Origin of the sequence: Clostridium gasigenes (genome assembly GCF_900104115.1) — a bacterium.
Classification (GTDB): domain Bacteria; phylum Bacillota; class Clostridia; order Clostridiales; family Clostridiaceae; genus Clostridium; species Clostridium gasigenes.
The window spans coordinates 20,560-39,894 of sequence record NZ_FNJM01000008.1; the positions used below are offsets into that span (position 1 = coordinate 20,560).

Annotated in this window: 21 protein-coding genes; all 21 read left to right on the top strand. The window is 30.0% G+C overall.

Annotated features, from left to right (window positions below):
• Window positions 1–482: 482 nt before the first annotated feature.
• The 21 genes from BLS77_RS12850 to BLS77_RS12950 all read left to right on the top strand — a co-directional run bounded on the left by BLS77_RS12850 (window position 483) and on the right by BLS77_RS12950 (window position 19,319).
• Window positions 483–1,346: a flagellin N-terminal helical domain-containing protein gene (locus tag BLS77_RS12850; protein ID WP_089970523.1), complete on the top strand. Its 864-nt coding sequence runs from the start codon at window positions 483–485 to the stop codon at window positions 1,344–1,346.
• A 481-nt stretch (window positions 1,347–1,827) separates the two neighbouring features.
• Complete coding sequence (gene flgB, locus BLS77_RS12855) at window positions 1,828–2,220, top strand: flagellar basal body rod protein FlgB (RefSeq protein WP_089970526.1); 393 nt, start codon at window positions 1,828–1,830, stop codon at window positions 2,218–2,220.
• 6 nt (window positions 2,221–2,226) lie between these two features.
• The gene (gene flgC / locus BLS77_RS12860) at window positions 2,227–2,631 is read left to right on the top strand and encodes a flagellar basal body rod protein FlgC (protein ID WP_089970528.1); all 405 of its coding nucleotides are present in this window, start codon (window positions 2,227–2,229) and stop codon (window positions 2,629–2,631) included.
• An 11-nt stretch (window positions 2,632–2,642) separates the two neighbouring features.
• On the top strand, window positions 2,643–2,936 hold the full coding sequence (gene fliE / locus BLS77_RS12865) for a flagellar hook-basal body complex protein FliE (protein ID WP_089970531.1): 294 nt from the start codon (window positions 2,643–2,645) through the stop codon (window positions 2,934–2,936).
• A 20-nt stretch (window positions 2,937–2,956) separates the two neighbouring features.
• Window positions 2,957–4,516 (top strand): flagellar basal-body MS-ring/collar protein FliF, encoded by a 1,560-nt coding sequence (gene fliF, locus BLS77_RS12870; RefSeq protein WP_089970534.1) that lies wholly within the window; start codon window positions 2,957–2,959, stop codon window positions 4,514–4,516.
• 4 nt (window positions 4,517–4,520) lie between these two features.
• Entirely contained in the window at window positions 4,521–5,537 is a 1,017-nt protein-coding gene (gene fliG, locus BLS77_RS12875; RefSeq protein WP_089970537.1) for a flagellar motor switch protein FliG, read from the top strand.
• A complete protein-coding gene (locus BLS77_RS12880; protein WP_089970540.1) occupies window positions 5,521–6,276 on the top strand; it encodes a FliH/SctL family protein in 756 nt (251 codons plus the stop codon). Before fliG ends, BLS77_RS12880 begins: the two co-directional genes overlap by 17 nt.
• Window positions 6,277–6,292: 16 nt before the next feature.
• Window positions 6,293–7,603 carry a flagellar protein export ATPase FliI gene (gene fliI, locus BLS77_RS12885; RefSeq protein ID WP_175490857.1) on the top strand — a complete coding sequence of 437 codons (1,311 nt, stop codon included), beginning with the start codon at window positions 6,293–6,295 and terminating at the stop codon, window positions 7,601–7,603.
• Window positions 7,604–7,617: 14 nt separating this feature from the next.
• Window positions 7,618–8,103: a flagellar export protein FliJ gene (gene fliJ, locus BLS77_RS12890; RefSeq protein ID WP_089970545.1), complete on the top strand. Its 486-nt coding sequence runs from the start codon at window positions 7,618–7,620 to the stop codon at window positions 8,101–8,103.
• The gene (locus BLS77_RS12895; protein WP_089970546.1) at window positions 8,100–9,677 is read left to right on the top strand and encodes a flagellar hook-length control protein FliK; all 1,578 of its coding nucleotides are present in this window, start codon (window positions 8,100–8,102) and stop codon (window positions 9,675–9,677) included. Before fliJ ends, BLS77_RS12895 begins: the two co-directional genes overlap by 4 nt.
• Before the next feature lie 12 nt (window positions 9,678–9,689).
• Entirely contained in the window at window positions 9,690–10,442 is a 753-nt protein-coding gene (locus tag BLS77_RS12900; protein ID WP_242873986.1) for a flagellar hook assembly protein FlgD, read from the top strand.
• 29 nt (window positions 10,443–10,471) lie between these two features.
• Window positions 10,472–10,861 carry a TIGR02530 family flagellar biosynthesis protein gene (locus BLS77_RS12905; RefSeq protein WP_089970549.1) on the top strand — a complete coding sequence of 130 codons (390 nt, stop codon included), beginning with the start codon at window positions 10,472–10,474 and terminating at the stop codon, window positions 10,859–10,861.
• Window positions 10,862–10,941: 80 nt separating this feature from the next.
• On the top strand, window positions 10,942–13,629 hold the full coding sequence (locus BLS77_RS20860) for a flagellar hook-basal body complex protein (protein WP_089970552.1): 2,688 nt from the start codon (window positions 10,942–10,944) through the stop codon (window positions 13,627–13,629).
• A 193-nt stretch (window positions 13,630–13,822) separates the two neighbouring features.
• Window positions 13,823–14,014, top strand: a complete 192-nt coding sequence (locus tag BLS77_RS12915; RefSeq protein ID WP_089970555.1) for a flagellar FlbD family protein — start codon at window positions 13,823–13,825, stop codon at window positions 14,012–14,014.
• Between the two features lie 13 nt (window positions 14,015–14,027).
• A complete protein-coding gene (locus BLS77_RS12920; protein ID WP_089970558.1) occupies window positions 14,028–14,840 on the top strand; it encodes a motility protein A in 813 nt (270 codons plus the stop codon).
• Entirely contained in the window at window positions 14,833–15,567 is a 735-nt protein-coding gene (locus BLS77_RS12925) for a flagellar motor protein MotB (protein ID WP_089970560.1), read from the top strand. The genes BLS77_RS12920 and BLS77_RS12925 overlap by 8 nt, the downstream gene beginning before the upstream one ends.
• 24 nt (window positions 15,568–15,591) lie before the next feature.
• Window positions 15,592–16,020 carry a flagellar basal body-associated FliL family protein gene (locus BLS77_RS12930; RefSeq protein WP_089970563.1) on the top strand — a complete coding sequence of 143 codons (429 nt, stop codon included), beginning with the start codon at window positions 15,592–15,594 and terminating at the stop codon, window positions 16,018–16,020.
• 12 nt (window positions 16,021–16,032) lie between these two features.
• Window positions 16,033–16,425 carry a flagellar biosynthetic protein FliO gene (locus BLS77_RS12935; RefSeq protein ID WP_089970566.1) on the top strand — a complete coding sequence of 131 codons (393 nt, stop codon included), beginning with the start codon at window positions 16,033–16,035 and terminating at the stop codon, window positions 16,423–16,425.
• On the top strand, window positions 16,415–17,191 hold the full coding sequence (gene fliP / locus BLS77_RS12940; RefSeq protein ID WP_089970568.1) for a flagellar type III secretion system pore protein FliP: 777 nt from the start codon (window positions 16,415–16,417) through the stop codon (window positions 17,189–17,191). Before BLS77_RS12935 ends, fliP begins: the two co-directional genes overlap by 11 nt.
• An 11-nt stretch (window positions 17,192–17,202) precedes the next feature.
• Window positions 17,203–17,472 (top strand): flagellar biosynthesis protein FliQ, encoded by a 270-nt coding sequence (gene fliQ / locus BLS77_RS12945; RefSeq protein ID WP_089970570.1) that lies wholly within the window; start codon window positions 17,203–17,205, stop codon window positions 17,470–17,472.
• 11 nt (window positions 17,473–17,483) lie between these two features.
• The gene (locus BLS77_RS12950; protein ID WP_089970573.1) at window positions 17,484–19,319 is read left to right on the top strand and encodes a fused FliR family export protein/FlhB family type III secretion system protein; all 1,836 of its coding nucleotides are present in this window, start codon (window positions 17,484–17,486) and stop codon (window positions 19,317–19,319) included.
• Window positions 19,320–19,335: the final 16 nt, after the last annotated feature.

The following is a 19,335-nucleotide window of genomic DNA, read 5'->3' on the forward strand; positions in this document are numbered from 1 at the left end:
ATATTAAATGAAGGAATAGAGGAATTAGTGGATATTTTAAAGCGAAATTATAAAGGATACCTATTTTCAGAAGAGGGGACAATAAGAATTTTTATCTTTAATGTTTTATAATTATAAAAGAAAAATAATATCAAAACATGGTGAAGTTATAGTGAAGTAAAGAAGAATCAATAGCATAAATTAACATAGAATTTGAATAAATATAGTTGTGACTTAGGGAAAAGGGAATAATATATAATTGGGCAATTTAAATATGTATTAAGATTTATAGGAACTGGACGATATAATATATAAGTAAGGAATCTGCAAATAAATATCTAATTAGTATTTTTATCTTTTTTATACTTACGCTACAAGTAAATGACAGCTAGTGTAGATAGTATTAACTGCCTTAAATTTATGGTTTAGTACAAAAAAGCCTAAGAATCTTTGTATAGTTATTTATTTTATGATGCCTAAGTAGTTATAGGAGTGATAGTTTTATGAGATTACATCAAAATATGGATTCGTTAAATGTATATCAAAATTATAAGAAAAATTTAAATGTTCAAGCTGGAATTCTTAATAGAATATCAACTGGGCAAAAAATTAATAGTGCAAAGGATAATCCAAATAAACTTGGACAAAGTGAAAATTTTAGAATGCAAATTAGAGGATTACAATCAGCATCAAAAAATCTTCAAGATGGAGTTTCTATGATGCAAGCGACAGATGGCGCTTTAGAAACTGTAAGTAATTCTTTGGTTAGAATGAAGGAACTTACTGTTCAAGCTAGTAATGGGATTAATAATGTTGAAGATTTAAAAGTTATTCAATTAGAAATTGATCAATTGAAAAAAAATATTGATTATACTGCTACAAATTCTAATTTTAATGGAGTTAACTTAATAAGTAATAAATTTGTTAGTAATAATGATAAACCAGAGTATAAAACATCTATGATAGGGGCTAATGCTAAAGAGGATATTAAAATACCTATGGTTAATGTAACTACGGATGCATTAAGAGATAAAGATGGGAATAATCCCTTAAGTGAAGTTGATGTTACTAAAGTTGAAAATATTAATAAAAATTTATCGTCTATTGATGAAGCTATAGATAATGTTAATAGAGTTAGAAGTAGGTATGGATCTATTCAAAATAGAATGGAAAGTACTGCAAATAATTTAAGTGGTAGTATGGCTAGTTTAGAAAAAGCTGATAGTAGTATAAGAGATTCGGATATTGCTTTAGAAATGACTGATTATGCAAGAACTTCAATTTTACATGAAACTTCAACAGCTTTGCTTGCTCAAACAAATAGATTCCCATCAGATATATTAAGCATTTTAGAAAGAGTTAAATAGAAATTGTTTTAGTAAATATAACAGTAAAAGTATATATTTAAGTATAAAGAAGAACTTGCCAATAAAAATTGGCAGGTTTTTTTGAATTTATGGATAAAAATCCTTTACCACAATAATTTCAAAATGTAAAGTCCTTATTTAAATGGAAAACTATAATTCGACATTTTTAATAATATATTCGCGTGAAAAATTAATCTAATACAATAAAATAGAATAAAATTATTTGCAAAATAATAAAATTAATATGTTTAATCTATTATATGGAAAAAATAGTAGGTTAAAGGAGGAAATAGCTAGAATATATAAGCGAAATATAAAAAAAACAAGCAAATATTATTATAAAAAAATTAAAAAAAGTTTAATATAAAAGTTAATGTATTTCAAAAAAGGACTATGAAAAAGAAGCCGGTTATCATATAATGTTCTATATGATAACAATTTGACGAATTAATATAAAAAGATTGTAGAGGAGAGAAGAACATTGGATATAAGCAATAATGAAACCTATAGCTTGATTAAACAGGGGCTTAAAGCGTCAACTTTAAGAGGAAAAGTTATAGCAAATAATATGGCAAACATAAATACAAAAGAATATAAAAAATCATATGTAACTTTTGAAGAGAATTTTAAAAATGAAAAAGAAAACTTTGAGTTAAAACAAACTAAGCCTGGTCATATAAAAGATGATAATGAGTTAGGAAGTATATCTATAAAACAAGATAAAAGTACTAGTATGAGAACTGATGGAAATAACGTAGATTTAGATTTGGAAAAAGTAAATCAAGCTTCAAATACACTTATGTATAATGCTTTAATTACTCAGGCTAATGGGAAGTTAAATTCTATGAAAAATATAATAGCAGGTGGGAGGTAAATAATAATGAGTATGTTTAATTCTATGAGAATTAGTGCAAGTGGTCTTTCAGCAGAGCGGTTAAGAATGGATACAATAACATCTAATATGTCTAATGCAACAACTACAAGAGGAAAAGATGGAAAACCTTATGTTAGAAAAGTAGCTGTTTTTCAAGAATCATTAGATAATGAAAAAGGATTAAATGGAGTTAAAGCAGTTGGAATACTTGAGGACAAGTCTCCTTTAAGAACTGTTTTTGATCCAAGTCATCCAGATGCTAATAAAGAAGGTTATGTAACAATGCCAAATGTTAATGTTTTAAATGAAATGGCAGATATGATATCGGCTTCAAGATCTTATGAAGCTAATGTTGATACCTTAAATGCTAGTAAAAGCATGTTTATGAAATCATTAGAAATTGGAAGGTAGGAGTTGTAAATATGAAAATTAATGAATTTGTACCAAGTGAAGCTATATTTAATAATCCTTTAAAGAATGATAAACAATCAAGTGGGGTAAGTTTTGATAGCTTTTTCAAAGAGAGCTTAGATAAAGTAAATGATAAACAAGTTATAGCTGATGAATTAACTAAAGGGCTTGCATCAGGACAAGATGTAGATATAAATGATGTTATGTTAGCTGGTGAAGAGGCGAAAATATCTCTTCAATTAGCAGTTCAAATTAGAAATAAAGTAGTAGAGGCAGTACAAGAACTAACGAGAATGCAGCTATAGTGTAAGGAGATTGAGTGTAGATGGATAAGCTTAAAGAAGGCTTCAAGAAACTTTGGACAGGATTTAAAGCTTTAGGCAAAGGTGTAAAAATTGCGATTGTTATAGCATTAGTTACATTAATTATTGCTATAATATCAATGTTTTTTTATTCGGCCAATAATAAATATAAAATTCTATTTTCAGGGCTTGAGCCAAGTGACGCACAGCTTGTTACAAGTAAGCTAAAAGAAAAGAAAGTAGACATGAAAATAGAAGGCGAAGCAATAATGGTGCCAAAAGACAATGTAGATGAGTTAAGATTAGAAATTGCTCCAGAGTTATCTACAGGAAGTAAGGGCTTTGAACTTATGGATGGTAGTAGTTCTTTTGGAATGACTGATGAGGAATTTAAAATTAAGAAGCTTAGGATGCAACAAGGGGAATTGGAAAAAACTATAAGAAGTTTTTCTCAAGTTGATAATGTAAGAGTACATATAACTCCTTCAAAGGATTCTGTATTTGTAGAAGATAAGGAGCCAGGAAAAGCAGCAGTTTATTTAAAACTTGTGGCTGGGAATGATCTATCTATGGAACAAGTTAGCTCAATTGTAGCTTTAGTTTCTGGAAGTACAGAAAATATACCTAAGGAAAATATAGAAGTTGTTGATGATAAGATGAATTTACTAACTAAGGGTTTAAATAATAAGGATGGAAGTATTGTTAGTTCTGATGAAATTGAAAAACAGAATTTATTAGAACAAAAATATGAAAAGACTCTTGAAAAATCAATACTTGACCTATTGCAACCTGTTGTAGGAAAGAAAATAACTACAAAGGTAAATGTAGACTTAGATTTTGATTCAAAGCAAGAAACAAAAACAGTAATTGACCCAAATAAAGTTATAGTAAGTCAACAAACTTTAAAAGAAATTAATGGAACAAATGATGGACAAGCAACAGAAAGTCCTGTAGATAATAATATGGGAAATACTATAGCGGATAAAAATACAACTTCCAAATCTTCAAAGGAAGATCAAAAAACTAATTATGAAAGTGGAAAAATAGAAAGTAAGGTAATTAGTGCGCCAGGGGAAGTTAAAAGATTAACAGCAACAGTATTTATAGATGGGGATTTAGATCCGAATTTGCAAAAAGCAATTGAAAAATCAGTGGGAACGGCTATAGGATTTAACCTTGAAAGAGGAGATGCTATTACTATTGAAGGTATAAACTTTGATCCGCTTGCAAAAGATGATGCAGCTGCTGCAGCTATGGATGAAATGTTAAAGGCAGAACAAAGAAATAAAATTATTACATACGTTGTTATAGGATTACTTGGTTTAGGAATAATTATTACGATTATAGTAGTTCTACTTAAAAAGAGAAGAAAAAATGCTGAAGTCAAAGAAGAAGGGAATTTATTAGATGTGGTTATTGAGGATAGAATATCTAAAAATATACAAGAACCATTAACTCCAATAGATTTTGGTGATAATAGTCCTAAGACACAGCTCGAAGAAGAAATTAAAAAATATGCACAAGATAAACCAGAACAAGTAGTAGACATTGTTAAGTCTTGGTTATCTGAAAATGAGAGGTGATGAAATGGCAAGAGACATAAATAAATTAAATGGAATACAAAAAGTAGCTATACTGTTTATAACTCTTGGACCAGAAGCATCTTCAGGTATATTAAAGAAGCTTCCAGAAAGTGAAATACAAAAAATTACTTATGAAATTGCAAATATAGCTTCAGTTTCTTCAGAGCAAAGAGAAAATATATTAAATGAGTTCTTAGAAACAAATAAAGCTAAAGACTATATTGTTGAAGGCGGAATGGATTATGCAAGAGCATTACTTTCAAAGGCTTTAGGACCTCAAAAAGCAAGTGAAATACTTAGTAGGGTATCAGAAGCAAACCAACAATATAGACCATTTGCAATAGCAAGAAAGGCAGATGCTAGCCAACTGTTAAATGTTCTTAACTATGAGCATCCACAAACTATAGCTTTAATATTATGTTATCTTCAACCAGATAAAGCAGCTCAGGTTTTAGCAGATCTGCCAGAAGAGGTTCAAAGTGATGTGGCTTTAAGGATTGCTACTATGAGCAATACATCGCCAATGGTAATTAAAGAAATTGAAAAAGTACTAAATAATAAATTGTTTAGTGTTTTAAGAACTGAGATGACAACTCTTGGTGGCGTAGAAACACTTGTAGATATACTAAATCAAGTTGATAGAACTACAGAGAAGAATATTACAGAAGGCTTAGAAAGAGAAGATGAGGTCCTTGCTGAAAAAATTAGAAATTCAATGTTTGTATTTGAAGATATTATTACTCTTGATGATGTTTCAATTCAAAGACTTCTTAGAGAAGTTGAAGTTAAAGAACTTGCGCTTGCACTTAAGGGATGTTCTGAAGATGTGGCAAATGTTATTTACAAGAACCAATCTAAGAGAGCTGCAGCTTCATTAAAGGAAGATATGGAATTCCTTGGACCTGTAAGATTAATGGATGTGGAAAAATCACAACAAAAAATTGTTTCTATAATTAGAAGATTAGAAGAAGCAGGAGAAATAATTGTCTCAAGAGGTGGGGAAGATGCAATCATCATATAACCTTATAAAGAGTGCAGTAGCAACTATAGGAAATAATCAAATAATTGCTACTAAGTACATTAATAAAACTTTAAGAGAAGAAAAACAAAAGCAAGAAGAGGTTATAGATGTTGACTCCATAATACAGAGTTATGAAAATATTGGTGTAGGAATTGTTAAAAACGCTAAAAAAGAGGCAGAAGTAATAGTTTTAAAATCCTTAGAAGAAGCAGCTATAGCTGAAAGAGTTGCTTATGATAGTGGATATGCAAATGGTACTGGAAATGGATATGAGGATGGTTATAAAAAGGGCTATGAAAAATCTTTAATGGATACAGAGGATAAGGTTAAAAAAGATATAGAAAAAGCAGAAAGTATTTTAGCCTTAGCCGCTTGTGATTATGAAAACTATATGAGTGAAAAAAGAAGTGAAATAATTAACCTTGCCTTAGAAATGGCTAAAGTAATTTCAGGTAAAGAACTTAAATTGTCAGAGGGAATATTACATTTAATAGATCCTATTTTAGAAAAATCTAAAGGGGAAGAAAATATAGTTATAAAATGTAACCCAGTGCATAGTGAACCTATTAGAGAAAAGTTAAGTTATTGGCAAAAAGCTTATGCAATAAAGGGAGAAATATTTATTTTAGAAGATACACTTATGGAACCTGGAAATGCTGAAGTTCAAAAAAAGACAGGTAAGACAATTGTAGGAATGGATATTGCACTGCAAAAATTAGAAGAACTAATACTTAAATAGTATGTTGGAGGAAAATATGATAAACATAGATTTTGATATGTTAAATAGAAAAATCCAAGAAATAAATACAACATACTGTGAAGGCATTGTAAAACAAATTATTGGATTAACTATTGAAGTGCAAGGCATACAAGCTTTTGTAGGAGAGCTTTGTACTATATATAATCTAGAAAACAAGCCTGTAAACTGTGAAGTTGTGGGGTTTAGGGAAGATGCTGTTTTGTTAATGCCCCTTGGAGAACTTATAGGAATAGCTCCGGGGTGTAGAGTAATACCAGAAAAGAGACCTTTAGAAGTTAAGTGTTCAAATGAACTCTTAGGACGGGTTCTTGATGGACTTGGAAATCCTTTAGAGGGAAATGATATTTTAAGTGATAAAGCATATCCTTTAGAAAATCAACCTCCAGATCCATTAAAAAGAAAAAGAATAAAAGAAGTATTACCTACAGGTGTAAGAGCTATTGATGGCTTTTTGACTTGTGGTGATGGTCAAAGAATAGGTATATTTGCGGGGTCAGGGGTTGGTAAAAGTACAACACTTGGAATGATAGCAAGAGAGGCAAAAGCAGATATAAATGTAATTGCTTTAATTGGTGAAAGAGGAAGAGAGGTTCTTGAGTTTATTGAAAAAGATTTAGGACCAGAAGGTATGAAAAGATCAGTTGTAGTTTGTGCAACTTCAGATAAACCGGCTCTTGTAAGAATAAAAGGTGCATTAACAGCAACAGCTATAGCAGAATATTTTAGAGACCAAGGTAAGAAAGTTATTTTAATGATGGATTCTGTTACAAGGTTTGCTATGGCTCAAAGAGAAGTTGGACTTGCTATTGGTGAACCTCCAGCTCAAAAAGGATATACACCTTCAGTTTTTGCAATGTTACCTAAGTTAATGGAAAGAGCAGGGACCTCAGACAAGGGATCAATTACAGGCTTTTATACAGTTCTTGTTGATGGTGATGATTTTAATGAACCTATTGCAGATGCGGTAAGAGGTATTTTGGATGGACATATTGTGTTATCAAGAGCACTTGCCCATAAAAACCATTATCCAGCAATTGATATTCTAAATAGTGTAAGTAGACTTATGTCTTCAATTACGGATAATGATCATAAAGAATCAGCATCAATAGCAAGAGATTTACTTGCAACTTATAAAGAATCAGAGGATTTAATTAACCTGGGAGCTTATGTAAGAGGTAGCAATAAAAAAATTGATTTATCTATAGAATATCATGATGCTTTAGAAAATTATTTGAAGCAGAGTGTTGAAGAAAAATCAGAATTTGAAGACTCAGTAGGAAATTTAATATCGCTATTTAATAGATAGAAAGAAGGGGTAATATGCCAAAAGGGTTTAAATTTGGTTTAGAAAAACTTCTAGAAATAAGAGGTAAACAAGAAGAGGAAAGTAAAAGAAAATTTACCCAAAGTCAAAGAGAAACTAAAAAAACTGAAATTAGGTTAAATGACTTAAATGATAATTATAAAAAATATAATGGCATAAATAAAGGTGAAACCTTAGTTTATCAAAAAATTAAAAAGAACTATTTGTTTGCTATTAATAAGGGAATAGATGAAACAGAAAAAGAACTGAAGCTTAGAGAGCGAGAGTTAGATTTCAGAAGAGAAGACTTAAAAAAGAAGCAAATAGAAAGAAAAACAGTTGATATTCTTAAAGAAAATCAGTTGATATCATATAACAAGGAGCAAAACAGAATTGAACAAATAAATAATGATGAATTTGCTCTTTATGCATATATGAGAAATCAGGCAGCTTCAAAGAAAATAATAGAGATGTCCAAGGGGAGGGAGGTGAAAAATAGATGATAGATAACAAATTTAGTTTAAACATACCTACTAAAGAGCCAACTCAAAATATTTCGAAAAGTAATAATGTAGAAAAAATAACTACAGATAATAATTTCAAAAAGATTTTAAATAAAAAAACAGAAAAACCTACTAATGATGAAAATAGATCAAATAATAGTTTGAATAAAAAAGAATTTATAAATAGCAATGATGTTAAAGTAACAGAAGATTCTAAGGTTAAAGAGACTGTTAAAGAAGTAGTTGAAATTATTAGTAATGAAGAAAATTTCCAAGGAAATAAATTTGAAGGCCAAATACTTGAAGAAGTAGTAGCTCTTTTAAATCAAATTTTAAATTCACCAGAGATTAAAAGTTTATTACCAGTAAAACTTGAAGATCCAATGCTTATGCAAAGTAGTATTGCAGAAGTTAATAATAAAGAGATTCCTTTGTTAAATAATATTGATACTCAAGTTGATATGGAAGTAATAAAAAATAATAATCTTACTAAAGAGGCTTTGAATTTAACAAATACTATTTTAGAGACTTTAAATTCAAAAAAAATTGATGGAGTTTTATCTACTAATCAAATGCAAGAATTTAAAACAGCTTTAGAAGGCTTAACTGAAAACTTGTTTAATAAGGTAGATATAGTACCAAAAACAATTACTAAGCAAGGAATTGAAACTAAGGAAATTAAAGTAGCTAAGCAAAATAGTACGGTGGATATTTCTATGGTTAATACTATTGACAATGAAGCTAAGAGCGAAGTTGAAAGTATAGTAACAAATATAAAAACAATCTTAGGAACTGAAAAAATTGAAGATAGATCAATAGTAACTAAGGGGTTTATAGATGTTAAGCAAAGTAGTAATGTAGATACTTCTACTGATAATACTATTGAAAGTGAAGTTAAGAGTGTATTAGCAGATTTAAAAGCAACTTTAGATCCTAAAAGATTTAGCGAAGTTAAAGATAATGGTGTAGTTGATAAATCGTTATTAGAAGTAGAAGAACTAAAGACTGAAGTTTCTAAAGAAGATAAGCTTCTTGCAAAAATATTAGGTGGAAATGAAAATGCAGGCTTAAATAATCAAAATACTTTAATAAACAGATTAAATGTTAAATCCAACGAAGTTATTAAAGAGCCAATGGTTGTAAGTAAAGAGACTATAGATACAGATATAATTAAAAATGTTAAGTTTATGATGAAAAATGCTGTAGCAGAATTGAAAGTTAAAATTTATCCAAAAGAACTTGGAGAAATGACAATAAAATTACTTTCTGAAGAGGGGATTTTAAAAGCTGATATTAAAGCTATATCAAAAGAAACATATAACTTATTAAATTCTAATCTTAATGAGATTAAAAAGAGTTTAGAGCAACAAAATATTAAAATACATGAAGTAAATATTGGACTATATAGTGATGATCCTACATATCACGGTGGAGAAAGTAGTCAAGATGAATTGTTTAAGAATAATCAAAATAAACAAGGTAGAAATTCATCTAAGGAATCAGGATTTTTTACAGAGGATTTACAAGAGGATGAAAAGTTATATGATGATAGTAGTGTAAATTTATTAGTGTAAGGAGTGAAAACTATGGCAGATATAAATGTAAATAAGAAAACTATGACAGATTTAACTATAAATAATTATACAGGTGAAAGAGCAACAGAAAAAGGAACTAAAATTATGAAACCCGGGCAAGATATGGATAAAAATGCTTTTTTGAAAATATTATCAGCAGAATTATCTAATATGGATCCTATGGGAGACAATGATTCAACAAAATATGTTACTCAAATGGCACAATTTTCATCAATGGAGCAAATGAATAATCTAAACACTACAATGACTAATTATACAGCCCATGATTTAGCTGGAAAAGGTGTTACCATGAAGGCTGTTGATAATGAAGGTAAACCATATACAGGAGTAGTTAGAGCTGTTACTACTACAGCTGGGAAGACTACTATTTCAGTAGAAGTTAATGTAAATGGTAAAAATGAGATTAAGCCTTTTGATATTGCTGATGTTGTAACAGTTTTAGATGTACCAGATTATACCCTTCCTCCAATTACTAATATGAATGGAAATATGTCTTTCTTAGTGGCAACAGCATTTATTGGTAAGAATGTTGAACTAAGTGAAAAAGATAAAGATGAGAAAAACTTAAAGGGCACTGTTTTAGGTGTTGTTAAAGATGATGGTGTTATAAAGGTTAGAATTAAATTAGAGGGTACAGATGAAATTAAAGAATTTACTTATGATAAGGTTATTAAAGTATCAGAAAAGGGGGACGAAGTACCAGAGACTCCAGATACAGAAACACCTAAAGAAGAAAGTGTTTAATTAATTAAATTAAAGACAGGTGAGTTTTAATGGGATTTAGAATAGTTGATGGAAGGGCTTATCCAGTAGGAAATTTTCCGAATGTTAGTGCAGGAAATGCCATAAATCAAAATAAGCTGAAAAATAGTAATAGATTTAAAGATATATTAGATAAAACCATAGAAAAAAATAGGGGATATACTCTTTCAAAACATGCAGCAGATAGGTTAAAGGAGATAAACTTTAATGAGCAAGACATGGATGCTATAGGAAAAGGATTTAAAATAGCAGAAGCTAAAGGTGCGAAAAATTCTGTGATAATGTATAAAGATGTAGCTTTAATAGCTAGTATTGAAAATAAGACAATTATTACAGCAGTTGAAAAAGAAAGAGCTAAGGAAAATATATTTACCAATATAGATAGTGTAGTTATTTTATAGGCTGGACCAGAAATGGAGGCTATTGCCTTGTGGAAAGATAGAAGCAAGGTATTTTTAAAAAAGGGTGGAGGTCAAATTTTATGTTAAGATCAATGTATTCAGGAATAAGTGGAATGAAGGTTAACCAAGTAAAATTAGATGTTATAGGAAATAATATATCAAATGTAGGTACTACTTCCTTTAAGTCATCAAGAGCAAGATTTAGTGATATGCTAAGTCAAAATGTTTCAGATGCAATGGCACCTGGAAATAATAAAGGTGGGGTAAATGCAAGTCAAGTAGGACTTGGAGTTCAACTTGCAAGTATTGATTCAGTAATGACTCAAGGTATGATGCAACCAACTGGAAGGTCATTAGATGTAGCCATAGATGGTTCTGGATTCTTTATGGTAAGTAAGGGACCTGCAATAAATGATGGGGTTTTAGAAGTAAATCATAGAGCTGGGGCACATGGACTAACTTCACAATCACTTGCAAATGGAAATACAGAGATTATGTATTCAAGAGATGGATCATTTATATTAGATGAAGGTGGTAATCTTTTAACTGGTGACGGATTCAGAGTTATGGGATATTCATTAACAAATGATGATAGCTCAATGGAAGCTACAGCAAAGAAACCAAACGACGTATCAACAGCAGGACTAGATTTTAAATTCGGACCTGGGTCACAATTAAATGGTTATAAAGTTGTTTTAGGAGCTGTAGGACCTGGAACGGTAACAACTTCAGATGTTGATAAAACTCAAAAACTTATTGTTGTAAATGGAGATTTTTCAACTGTAAATGGATTGACAACAGCACAAGTAGAATCAGCTATAAATAAAGGACTTTCATCAGCTGGAATATCACAACAAGTGTTTGTATCAGGTAAACCTATAAATATAGCGGATTTATCATCAGAAGGTGTTAAGGGAGGAGCAGATGCAACTTCACCTAATGCAGTTACAATTGGTGGGTTCACACTTCAATTAAGTGAAGGTAGTGGATTAAATGGTTATACTTTTCAAATAGGAGAAGTTGGTAAAGGAACAGATTTAAAAGTTAATTTGGATCCAGATACAAAAAAAATTAAAATAGATGGTGATTTTGTAGGCGGAAATGTATCTGCTAAGAATTTACAAGAAAAGATAAATGCAGAAATTAAAGGTAAAGGTTATAAACAGCAAGTTTTAAATATTGGTGGTAGTGCTATGAACTTAGCAAATATTACAGGTAAAACAGATATAAGTGGAACTATAGCAGCACCTCCAACAGGAGCTTTAGTAGATAAAGATGGTAAAGTAGTAATTGAACCATTAGCAGGTTTGAACTTTACATTTGGTAACGGAAAAGACCTAAATGGATATACAATTAGTGCACAACAAGTTGATGGACCAACAGAAGTGCTAATAAATAAAGAAGGACCATCTATTATTATTAAGGGGAACTTTTCATCAGTTGATTCTACAAAAGTACCTACATCAGCAGATATAGATGCTAAGATGAAGACTGCATTAAAAAATGCTAGTATTAAAACTACAATAACTGTTAGTGGAGCAGTTGTGAATAATATTAGTAGTAAAATAAAAATTGCTGGAGGAACTGATAATAAGGCTCCTAAAGAAATTAATGTAGGTGGATTTAAATTTGAGTTACCAGAAGGAACTGAATTTAATGGTATTGAAATTGAAATAGGAGATACAAGAGCATCTGTGCCTGGTGCTGAAGTTACTCTACAAGATCCAACTAAACCAATTGCTGCAGATAATAGACCTGCAAAAATTGTTTTGTCAGGTGACTTTGCTTCATATCCAGGAACTAGTGCAGTGGAGATTGAAAATGCAATAAATGCAGCATTAAAAACTAAAGGAGTAGCAATTACAGCTGATTATAAAATAAAGGTAGGTGGAACTGCTAAGATTTATTCAGGATTAACTGCAGATGCAATTGAGGGTGGTGGAGAGCTAATGACAGCAACAGCTCTTGAGCTCGGTTCAATGCAATTCGCATTTACACCAGGTGGATCTTTAAATGGATATAAAATTCAAATTGGTAAAATAACAGCAGGAACAAAATCAGATACTGAAATAGATGAAAAAAATAAGACAATTACAATTAATGGAGATTTCACTACAGCTGGAGCAATGACAATAGATGCAGCTCAAAACTCAATTAACAAAGCTCTTCAAAACAAAGGAATTAATCAATCAATAATGGTGACAGGTAAAACTATGGAAATTGGTGGAACCGAATCAGGACTTACTCTTGGTGGTACACCAATACAAAGTTTAGGAACAGATGGATTGTTAAATTTTGTTGATGGAACTAAAACACTTAAAGCTTATGACGGACAATTAAAAACTATGAAAATACCAGATAAGGTAAGAATACCAGGAACAGATTTAGAGCTCAGAGTTAAAACTTATACAATTGATAGTACAGGAATAATAAATGGAGTATTAGAAGATGGTAGAGTTGCAGCACTTGGACAAATTGGAATGGCAAATTTTAAAAATCCAGAAGGATTAGCAAAACTTGGTGGTAATCTTTATTCATCATCAGTTAACTCCGGTGATGCTATAATTAAAAGTGGTATAGGAACTCTTGGAGATGATAACTCAAAGGGATATGGGGCTAATTTGCAAGGAATGCTTGAAATGTCAAATGTAGATTTAGCAGAGCAATTTACTGATATGATAATCTCAACTAGAGCATTCCAAGCCGCAGGTAAAATGATAACAACAGGAGACGAAATATTACAAGATATTATTAACTTAAAGAGATAGTTTTTAATTAGTAGAAAATAAGCTATGGGCAAATGAAAATAGAGTACTAAAGGAAAGTTCGAAAGAACTTTCTGGCCTATAGCTTATAAATTACTAAATATAAGTATATATTAAAAAAATAATTAACTTTAGGTAAATATAATATAAAAATGTTTATCTAAACTTAATTAATTTAAAAAAAGGTGGTAAAATTATGATTATTTTAACTGGTATGAATAATAAAGAATTTACATTAAATGCAGATCATATAGAGAAAATTGAAGAGATGCCTGAAACTCTAATTACATTAACTAATAGTAAAAAATATATTGTTTTAGATAGTATTGAAGAAGTAAGAGAAAAGGTAATTAGATATAAAAGCAAAATTATTAATTATAAGTTTTAGGAGGAGTTAAGATATGAAAAAGTTAGATAAATTAACGCCAGCAGGAATAGTAATTGGACTTGCATTAATACTTTATGGGATGTTAATGGGTGGAAGTCTAAAAATATTTTGGGACTTGGCATCAGTGTTTATTACTGTAGGTGGATCTTTTTGTGCTGTTTTAATTGCATACTCAGTAGAAGATATTAAGAAAATACCTAAGTTACTTGGACAATCATTTAAAGAGGCAGATACCTCAGGTAAAGAAATAATTATGAAGTTTTCAGAGCTTTCAAGAAAGGCTAGAAGAGAAGGGTTATTATCACTAGAAGATGAAATATCCCAAATTGATGATAAATTTTTAAAAAAAGGACTTCAAATGGTAGTTGATGGTATTGAACCAGAAACTATAAAGAATATATTAGAACTTGAAATTGGAGAAATGGAAGATAGGCATTCAAAAAATGCAGGGATTTTTAGTGCTTGGGGTGGTTTTGCACCAGCATTTGGTATGATAGGTACGTTAATAGGACTTATACAAATGATGCAAAACTTAACTGATGTAACTAGTATAGCAAAAGGGATGGGAGTAGCATTACTTACAACTTTCTATGGAACAATACTGGCTAACCTTTTTTGTGTGCCAATTGCAACTGATTTAAAGAGAAAAAGTGCTAAAGAAGTTGGAATAAGAGAAATGATGTTAGAAGGGATTTTATCAATTCAATCTGGTGTTAACCCTAGAATAGTAGAAGAAAAACTTTTAACATATCTGCAGCCAAAAGTTAGATTAGAATATCAAAATTCAACAGCTGAACTTAATGAAGGAGTTGTAAATAATGGCTAGGAAGAAAAAGCAGCAGGAAGGTGGACTTACAGGTGATGAATGGTTAGCTACATATGCAGATTGTATAACATTGCTACTTACATTTTTCGTGCTTTTATATGCAATGTCTAGTGTTGAACAAGAAAAAATGGATAGCTTATCACAAGCTTTTAAAACAGTTATGGCTGGTGAATCTGGAGATACTATAATGAAATATGATTTGTATAATGGAACGGTTCCGTTAATCGGTGGGGAGGAGGACATAGAAACTCCTGTTGATGACGCAGCAACAGCGCAACAACAAATGTATGATAATGTTAAAAAATTTGTTGAAGAAAATAATTTAGAGAAAGTAGTAGAGATAATTAATAGTGAAAGAGGAATTGTAATTCAATTAAGAGATAATATTTTATTTGAAACATCAAGTTCAATATTAAGAGGCGATAGTAAAGAAGTACTTGGAAAAATAAATTCATTAATAGGATCAGTGCCCAATCAGATATTAGTAGAAGGACACACAGATAACAGAGTTATTAATACCTCGAAGTTTCCATCAAATTGGGAGCTATCGGTAGATAGATCAGTAAATGTAGTAAGGTACTTTATAGAAAATATGGGGCAAAACCCAGCGAGATTTAGTGCAGCTGGATATGGGGAATATCAACCGGTAGCTGCAAATGATTCAGAAGAAAATATGGCGAAAAATAGAAGAGTTGATATATTGATTATGGCAATTGATAACAATTAATAAAAAAGTTTAAAGGAGAAAGAGATGAGTAAAGGAAAAAAAATAATAGCGTTTATAGTTGTACTATTAGTAATTGGAGGAGCTACCTTTGCAGGTGTATATTTTACATCAATGAAAGGTGGAGACACTGCAAAAGTAGTAGTTATAGAAGAAATAACTAGTGAAGTTGGAGAAGTATTTGTAAACTTAAGTGATACGGATGCGAAAAGATATGTTAAATTAAAATTATCAATAGGGTTTGATGAAAAAAATAAAGAGTTAACTGCGGAAGTTGAAAAAAAGCATGCAGTAATAAGAGATGTTGTTGTACATTATTTTGAATCTTGCACTGTAGAAAATTTGGAAGCAGCAAATGAAGAGGCTTTAAAAAGTGAGTTAATTAAAAGGTTAAATCAAAAACTAACAAAGGGTGTAATTTTAAATGTTTATATAACAGAGAAAATTGTACAATAAAGGAAGCGTTAAATGGATATTTTTATGATGATTATAAAATTAATAATATCATTAGCAATAATACTAGGATTAATACTTATACTATTTAATCTAAGTAATAAGAAGATTAATGATATTAATGATAATAAATATATTAATGTAATAGATAAAGTTCAAATCTCAAAAGATAGCTACATATTAATTGTGAAAATAGGGAAAAAAGGATATGTCATGTCATCATCTGAAGGAAAAACAGAAAAGTTAGAAGATTTATCTGAAGAGGAAATGATTAATATACAAAAAGAAAAATTAAAAAGATTTGAAGAAACAAATATTAAATATGAAAATACAATTAATTTAATAAAAGAAAGAGCTTTAAAACTAAAAAAGAAGATTTGTGGCGGGGGTAAAGGAAATGAAAAATAAAAAGAAGTATTTAGGTATTATGTTAATAGCATTTGCAATAGTAACAATATTTTTCACAACGAAAGCCTTTGCAGCACCAAATACGGTTGATATACCAGATGTTAATATTTCTTTAGGGGGAGAGGGTACTCCTAAAGATTATGTAGATAATATAAAACTTTTAATATTTTTAACTATTTTAACATTATTACCATCAGTAATAATGATGGCAACTTGTTTTACAAGAATAGTAGTTGTATTTTCATTTTTAAAAGGTGCATTAGGGGCTCAACAATCAATACCTAATCAAGTTTTAATAGGGATTTCATTGTTTTTAACAATATTTATAATGCAACCAGTTTATACAACTATAAATGATAATGCATTTAAACCATTTATGGAAAACACTATAAATCAAGATCAAGCTTTTGAGGCAGGAGCAAAACCTTTAAGAGAGTTTATGCTTAAAGAAACAAGGCAGAAGGATTTAGAATTATTTATTGAAACTTCTAAAATAAATAAAGAAGAGGTAACAAGGGAGAATGTGCCGTTATATGTTGTGGTACCAGCTTTTGCAATAAGTGAACTTAAAACCGCCTTTGAAATAGGGTTTTTATTATTTTTACCATTTTTAATTATAGATATGGTAGTTGCAAGTGTACTAATGTCTATGGGGATGTTTATGCTTCCACCAGTTATGATAGCACTACCTTTTAAATTATTATTATTTGTAATGGTAGATGGATGGTATTTAATTACAAGAGCATTAGTATTAAGTTTTGGGTGAGGTGACTTATAATGAGTGAGAATTTAATAATAGGAATAGTTAAAGATGCTCTTTTCACATCAATGAAAATGGCAGGTCCAATACTACTAGTATCTATAGTAGTAGGTCTTATAATAAGTATTTTTCAAGCTACAACACAAATACAGGAACAGACTTTAACATTTGTTCCAAAACTTATAGGGGTAGCTGCGGTAGGTCTTTTAACAGCAAGTTTTATGCTTCATACAATAGTAGGATTTACAGAAAGAATATTTGAATTAATAATTAAAATATCTACATAGGGGGCATTTAAATGGTTAATATAGCCCAGTTTTTAGCCCTTTTCTTTATATTTATAAGAGTAACTAGCTTTTTTGCAATTACAAAGGTGTTTTTTCCAAATGGCACACCTCCAACAATGAAAATGTTTTTTGCATTAATTTTTTCAATAACACTAGTTGGAGGAATAGATACTAAAGCGATAGAGGCAATAACAAATAACTACATATTAATTACATACATAATTTCAGAAATAACAACAGGATTAATACTTGGTTTAATAACTAATGTAGCTTTTGAAGTAGTTATTATGGCAGGTAGTTTTATGGATGTTCATATAGGGCTTAGTATGATTAGCGTATTAGATCCTAATAGTAAATCTAATACATCAATAACAGGTAATTTACTACACTTTATCGCAATGATAGTATTTTTTTCTATAAATGGACATCATATGTTAATAAAATCTTTAATTGAAAGTTTTATGTTAGTTCCACTTGGTCATACCATAGTAAGTGGAGAATCCATGATGGCACTAATAGAAATAATAACAAAATATTTCGTAATAGGATTGAAAATTGCAATACCAATTGTATTGATAATTATAATAACTGATCTTTGTATGGGACTTATATCAAGAGCAGTACCACAGATTAATGTAATGATTCTTGGTATGCCAGTTAAAATAGTAGTAGGACTTATATCTATAACAATCGCATTACCAATAATAATAAAAATATTTATTAGTGGAATTAGTTCATTGCCAGAAATATACAGGAAGATAATTGGATTAATGCCTGTGGTATTTATATTTGCAGCAGAAGAAAAGACTGAAGAAGCAACCTCCAAGAAAAAGCAAGATTCAAGAAAAAAAGGTCAAATTGCAAGAAGTAAAGATATAGGGTTAGCTTTAACTATGGCAGCTTGTACATTGGTGATTATAGCTTTAAGTGGGTTTTTAATATCTGGATTAAAAGGAAATGTAATTTACTTTTTAGGAGATAATCTTTTAATGGAGTTAACAGAAACAAGCATTAAAGCAATAAGTTTGACAGTAGTAGGAAGGATAGCTATGGGGATATTACCAGTAGCACTTCCAATAATGCTAGCTGGAGTATTTGCTAGCTTAATGCAAACTGGTTTTTTAGTAACAGGGGAACCTATTAAACCATCACTTGGAAAGCTAAATCCTATAAAGGGTTTTAAAAATATGTTTTCTAAGAAAACATTAGTAGAACTTGTAAAGAACCTAGTAATGATATCTATAGTTGGTTTTATTGGATACAAGTATATTGCTGATAATTTCGATAAAATAATGCAGGTTAGCAATTTATATTTACCAACAATTGGTATTGAAATAAAATCATTAATTTTAGGGATTTTTAAAAAAATAACATTGCTACTTGTAACATTAGCAGCAATAGATTATTTTGTTCAATTTAGACTGCATAATAAAGAATTAAGAATGTCTAAGCAAGAAGTAAAAGAAGAGTATAAGCAAATGGAGGGCGATCCTCAATTAAAGGCTAAAATAAAACAAAGACAAAAAGAAATGTCTCAAAATAGAATGATGCAATCAGTAGCAGATGCTACAGTTATTATTACAAACCCAACACATATAGCAATTGCTATAAAATATGTAGAGGGACAAATGGAAGCCCCGAAGCTTGTTGCAAAGGGAGCAGAAAATATAGCTATTAAAATAAAGGAATTAGCCAAAGAGGCTGATATACCTATTATAGAAAACAAACCGCTAGCAAGGCTAATTTATCAAGAAGTTGAGTTAGAACAAGATATACCTCAAGAAATGTATCAAGCTGTGGCTGAAATTTTAGCTATGATATACAAGTTAAAGCAAAAGAAAAAATAACTCTACTAAGAAAAGG

Bases quoted from the DNA above. Each gene is read 5' to 3' on its own strand.
- BLS77_RS12850 (WP_089970523.1), top strand. From the start codon at position 483: ATGAGATTACATCAAAATATGGATTCGTTAAATGTATATCAAAATTAT.
- flgC (WP_089970528.1), top strand. From the start codon at position 2,227: ATGAGTATGTTTAATTCTATGAGAATTAGTGCAAGTGGTCTTTCAGCA.
- fliE (WP_089970531.1), top strand. From the start codon at position 2,643: ATGAAAATTAATGAATTTGTACCAAGTGAAGCTATATTTAATAATCCT.
- fliF (WP_089970534.1), top strand. From the start codon at position 2,957: ATGGATAAGCTTAAAGAAGGCTTCAAGAAACTTTGGACAGGATTTAAA.
- fliG (WP_089970537.1), top strand. From the start codon at position 4,521: ATGGCAAGAGACATAAATAAATTAAATGGAATACAAAAAGTAGCTATA.
- BLS77_RS12880 (WP_089970540.1), top strand. From the start codon at position 5,521: ATGCAATCATCATATAACCTTATAAAGAGTGCAGTAGCAACTATAGGA.
- fliI (WP_175490857.1), top strand. From the start codon at position 6,293: ATGATAAACATAGATTTTGATATGTTAAATAGAAAAATCCAAGAAATA.
- fliJ (WP_089970545.1), top strand. From the start codon at position 7,618: ATGCCAAAAGGGTTTAAATTTGGTTTAGAAAAACTTCTAGAAATAAGA.
- BLS77_RS12895 (WP_089970546.1), top strand. From the start codon at position 8,100: ATGATAGATAACAAATTTAGTTTAAACATACCTACTAAAGAGCCAACT.
- BLS77_RS12900 (WP_242873986.1), top strand. From the start codon at position 9,690: ATGGCAGATATAAATGTAAATAAGAAAACTATGACAGATTTAACTATA.
- BLS77_RS12905 (WP_089970549.1), top strand. From the start codon at position 10,472: ATGGGATTTAGAATAGTTGATGGAAGGGCTTATCCAGTAGGAAATTTT.
- BLS77_RS20860 (WP_089970552.1), top strand. From the start codon at position 10,942: ATGTTAAGATCAATGTATTCAGGAATAAGTGGAATGAAGGTTAACCAA.
- BLS77_RS12915 (WP_089970555.1), top strand. From the start codon at position 13,823: ATGATTATTTTAACTGGTATGAATAATAAAGAATTTACATTAAATGCA.
- BLS77_RS12920 (WP_089970558.1), top strand. From the start codon at position 14,028: ATGAAAAAGTTAGATAAATTAACGCCAGCAGGAATAGTAATTGGACTT.
- BLS77_RS12925 (WP_089970560.1), top strand. From the start codon at position 14,833: ATGGCTAGGAAGAAAAAGCAGCAGGAAGGTGGACTTACAGGTGATGAA.
- BLS77_RS12930 (WP_089970563.1), top strand. From the start codon at position 15,592: ATGAGTAAAGGAAAAAAAATAATAGCGTTTATAGTTGTACTATTAGTA.
- BLS77_RS12935 (WP_089970566.1), top strand. From the start codon at position 16,033: ATGGATATTTTTATGATGATTATAAAATTAATAATATCATTAGCAATA.
- fliP (WP_089970568.1), top strand. From the start codon at position 16,415: ATGAAAAATAAAAAGAAGTATTTAGGTATTATGTTAATAGCATTTGCA.
- fliQ (WP_089970570.1), top strand. From the start codon at position 17,203: ATGAGTGAGAATTTAATAATAGGAATAGTTAAAGATGCTCTTTTCACA.
- BLS77_RS12950 (WP_089970573.1), top strand. From the start codon at position 17,484: ATGGTTAATATAGCCCAGTTTTTAGCCCTTTTCTTTATATTTATAAGA.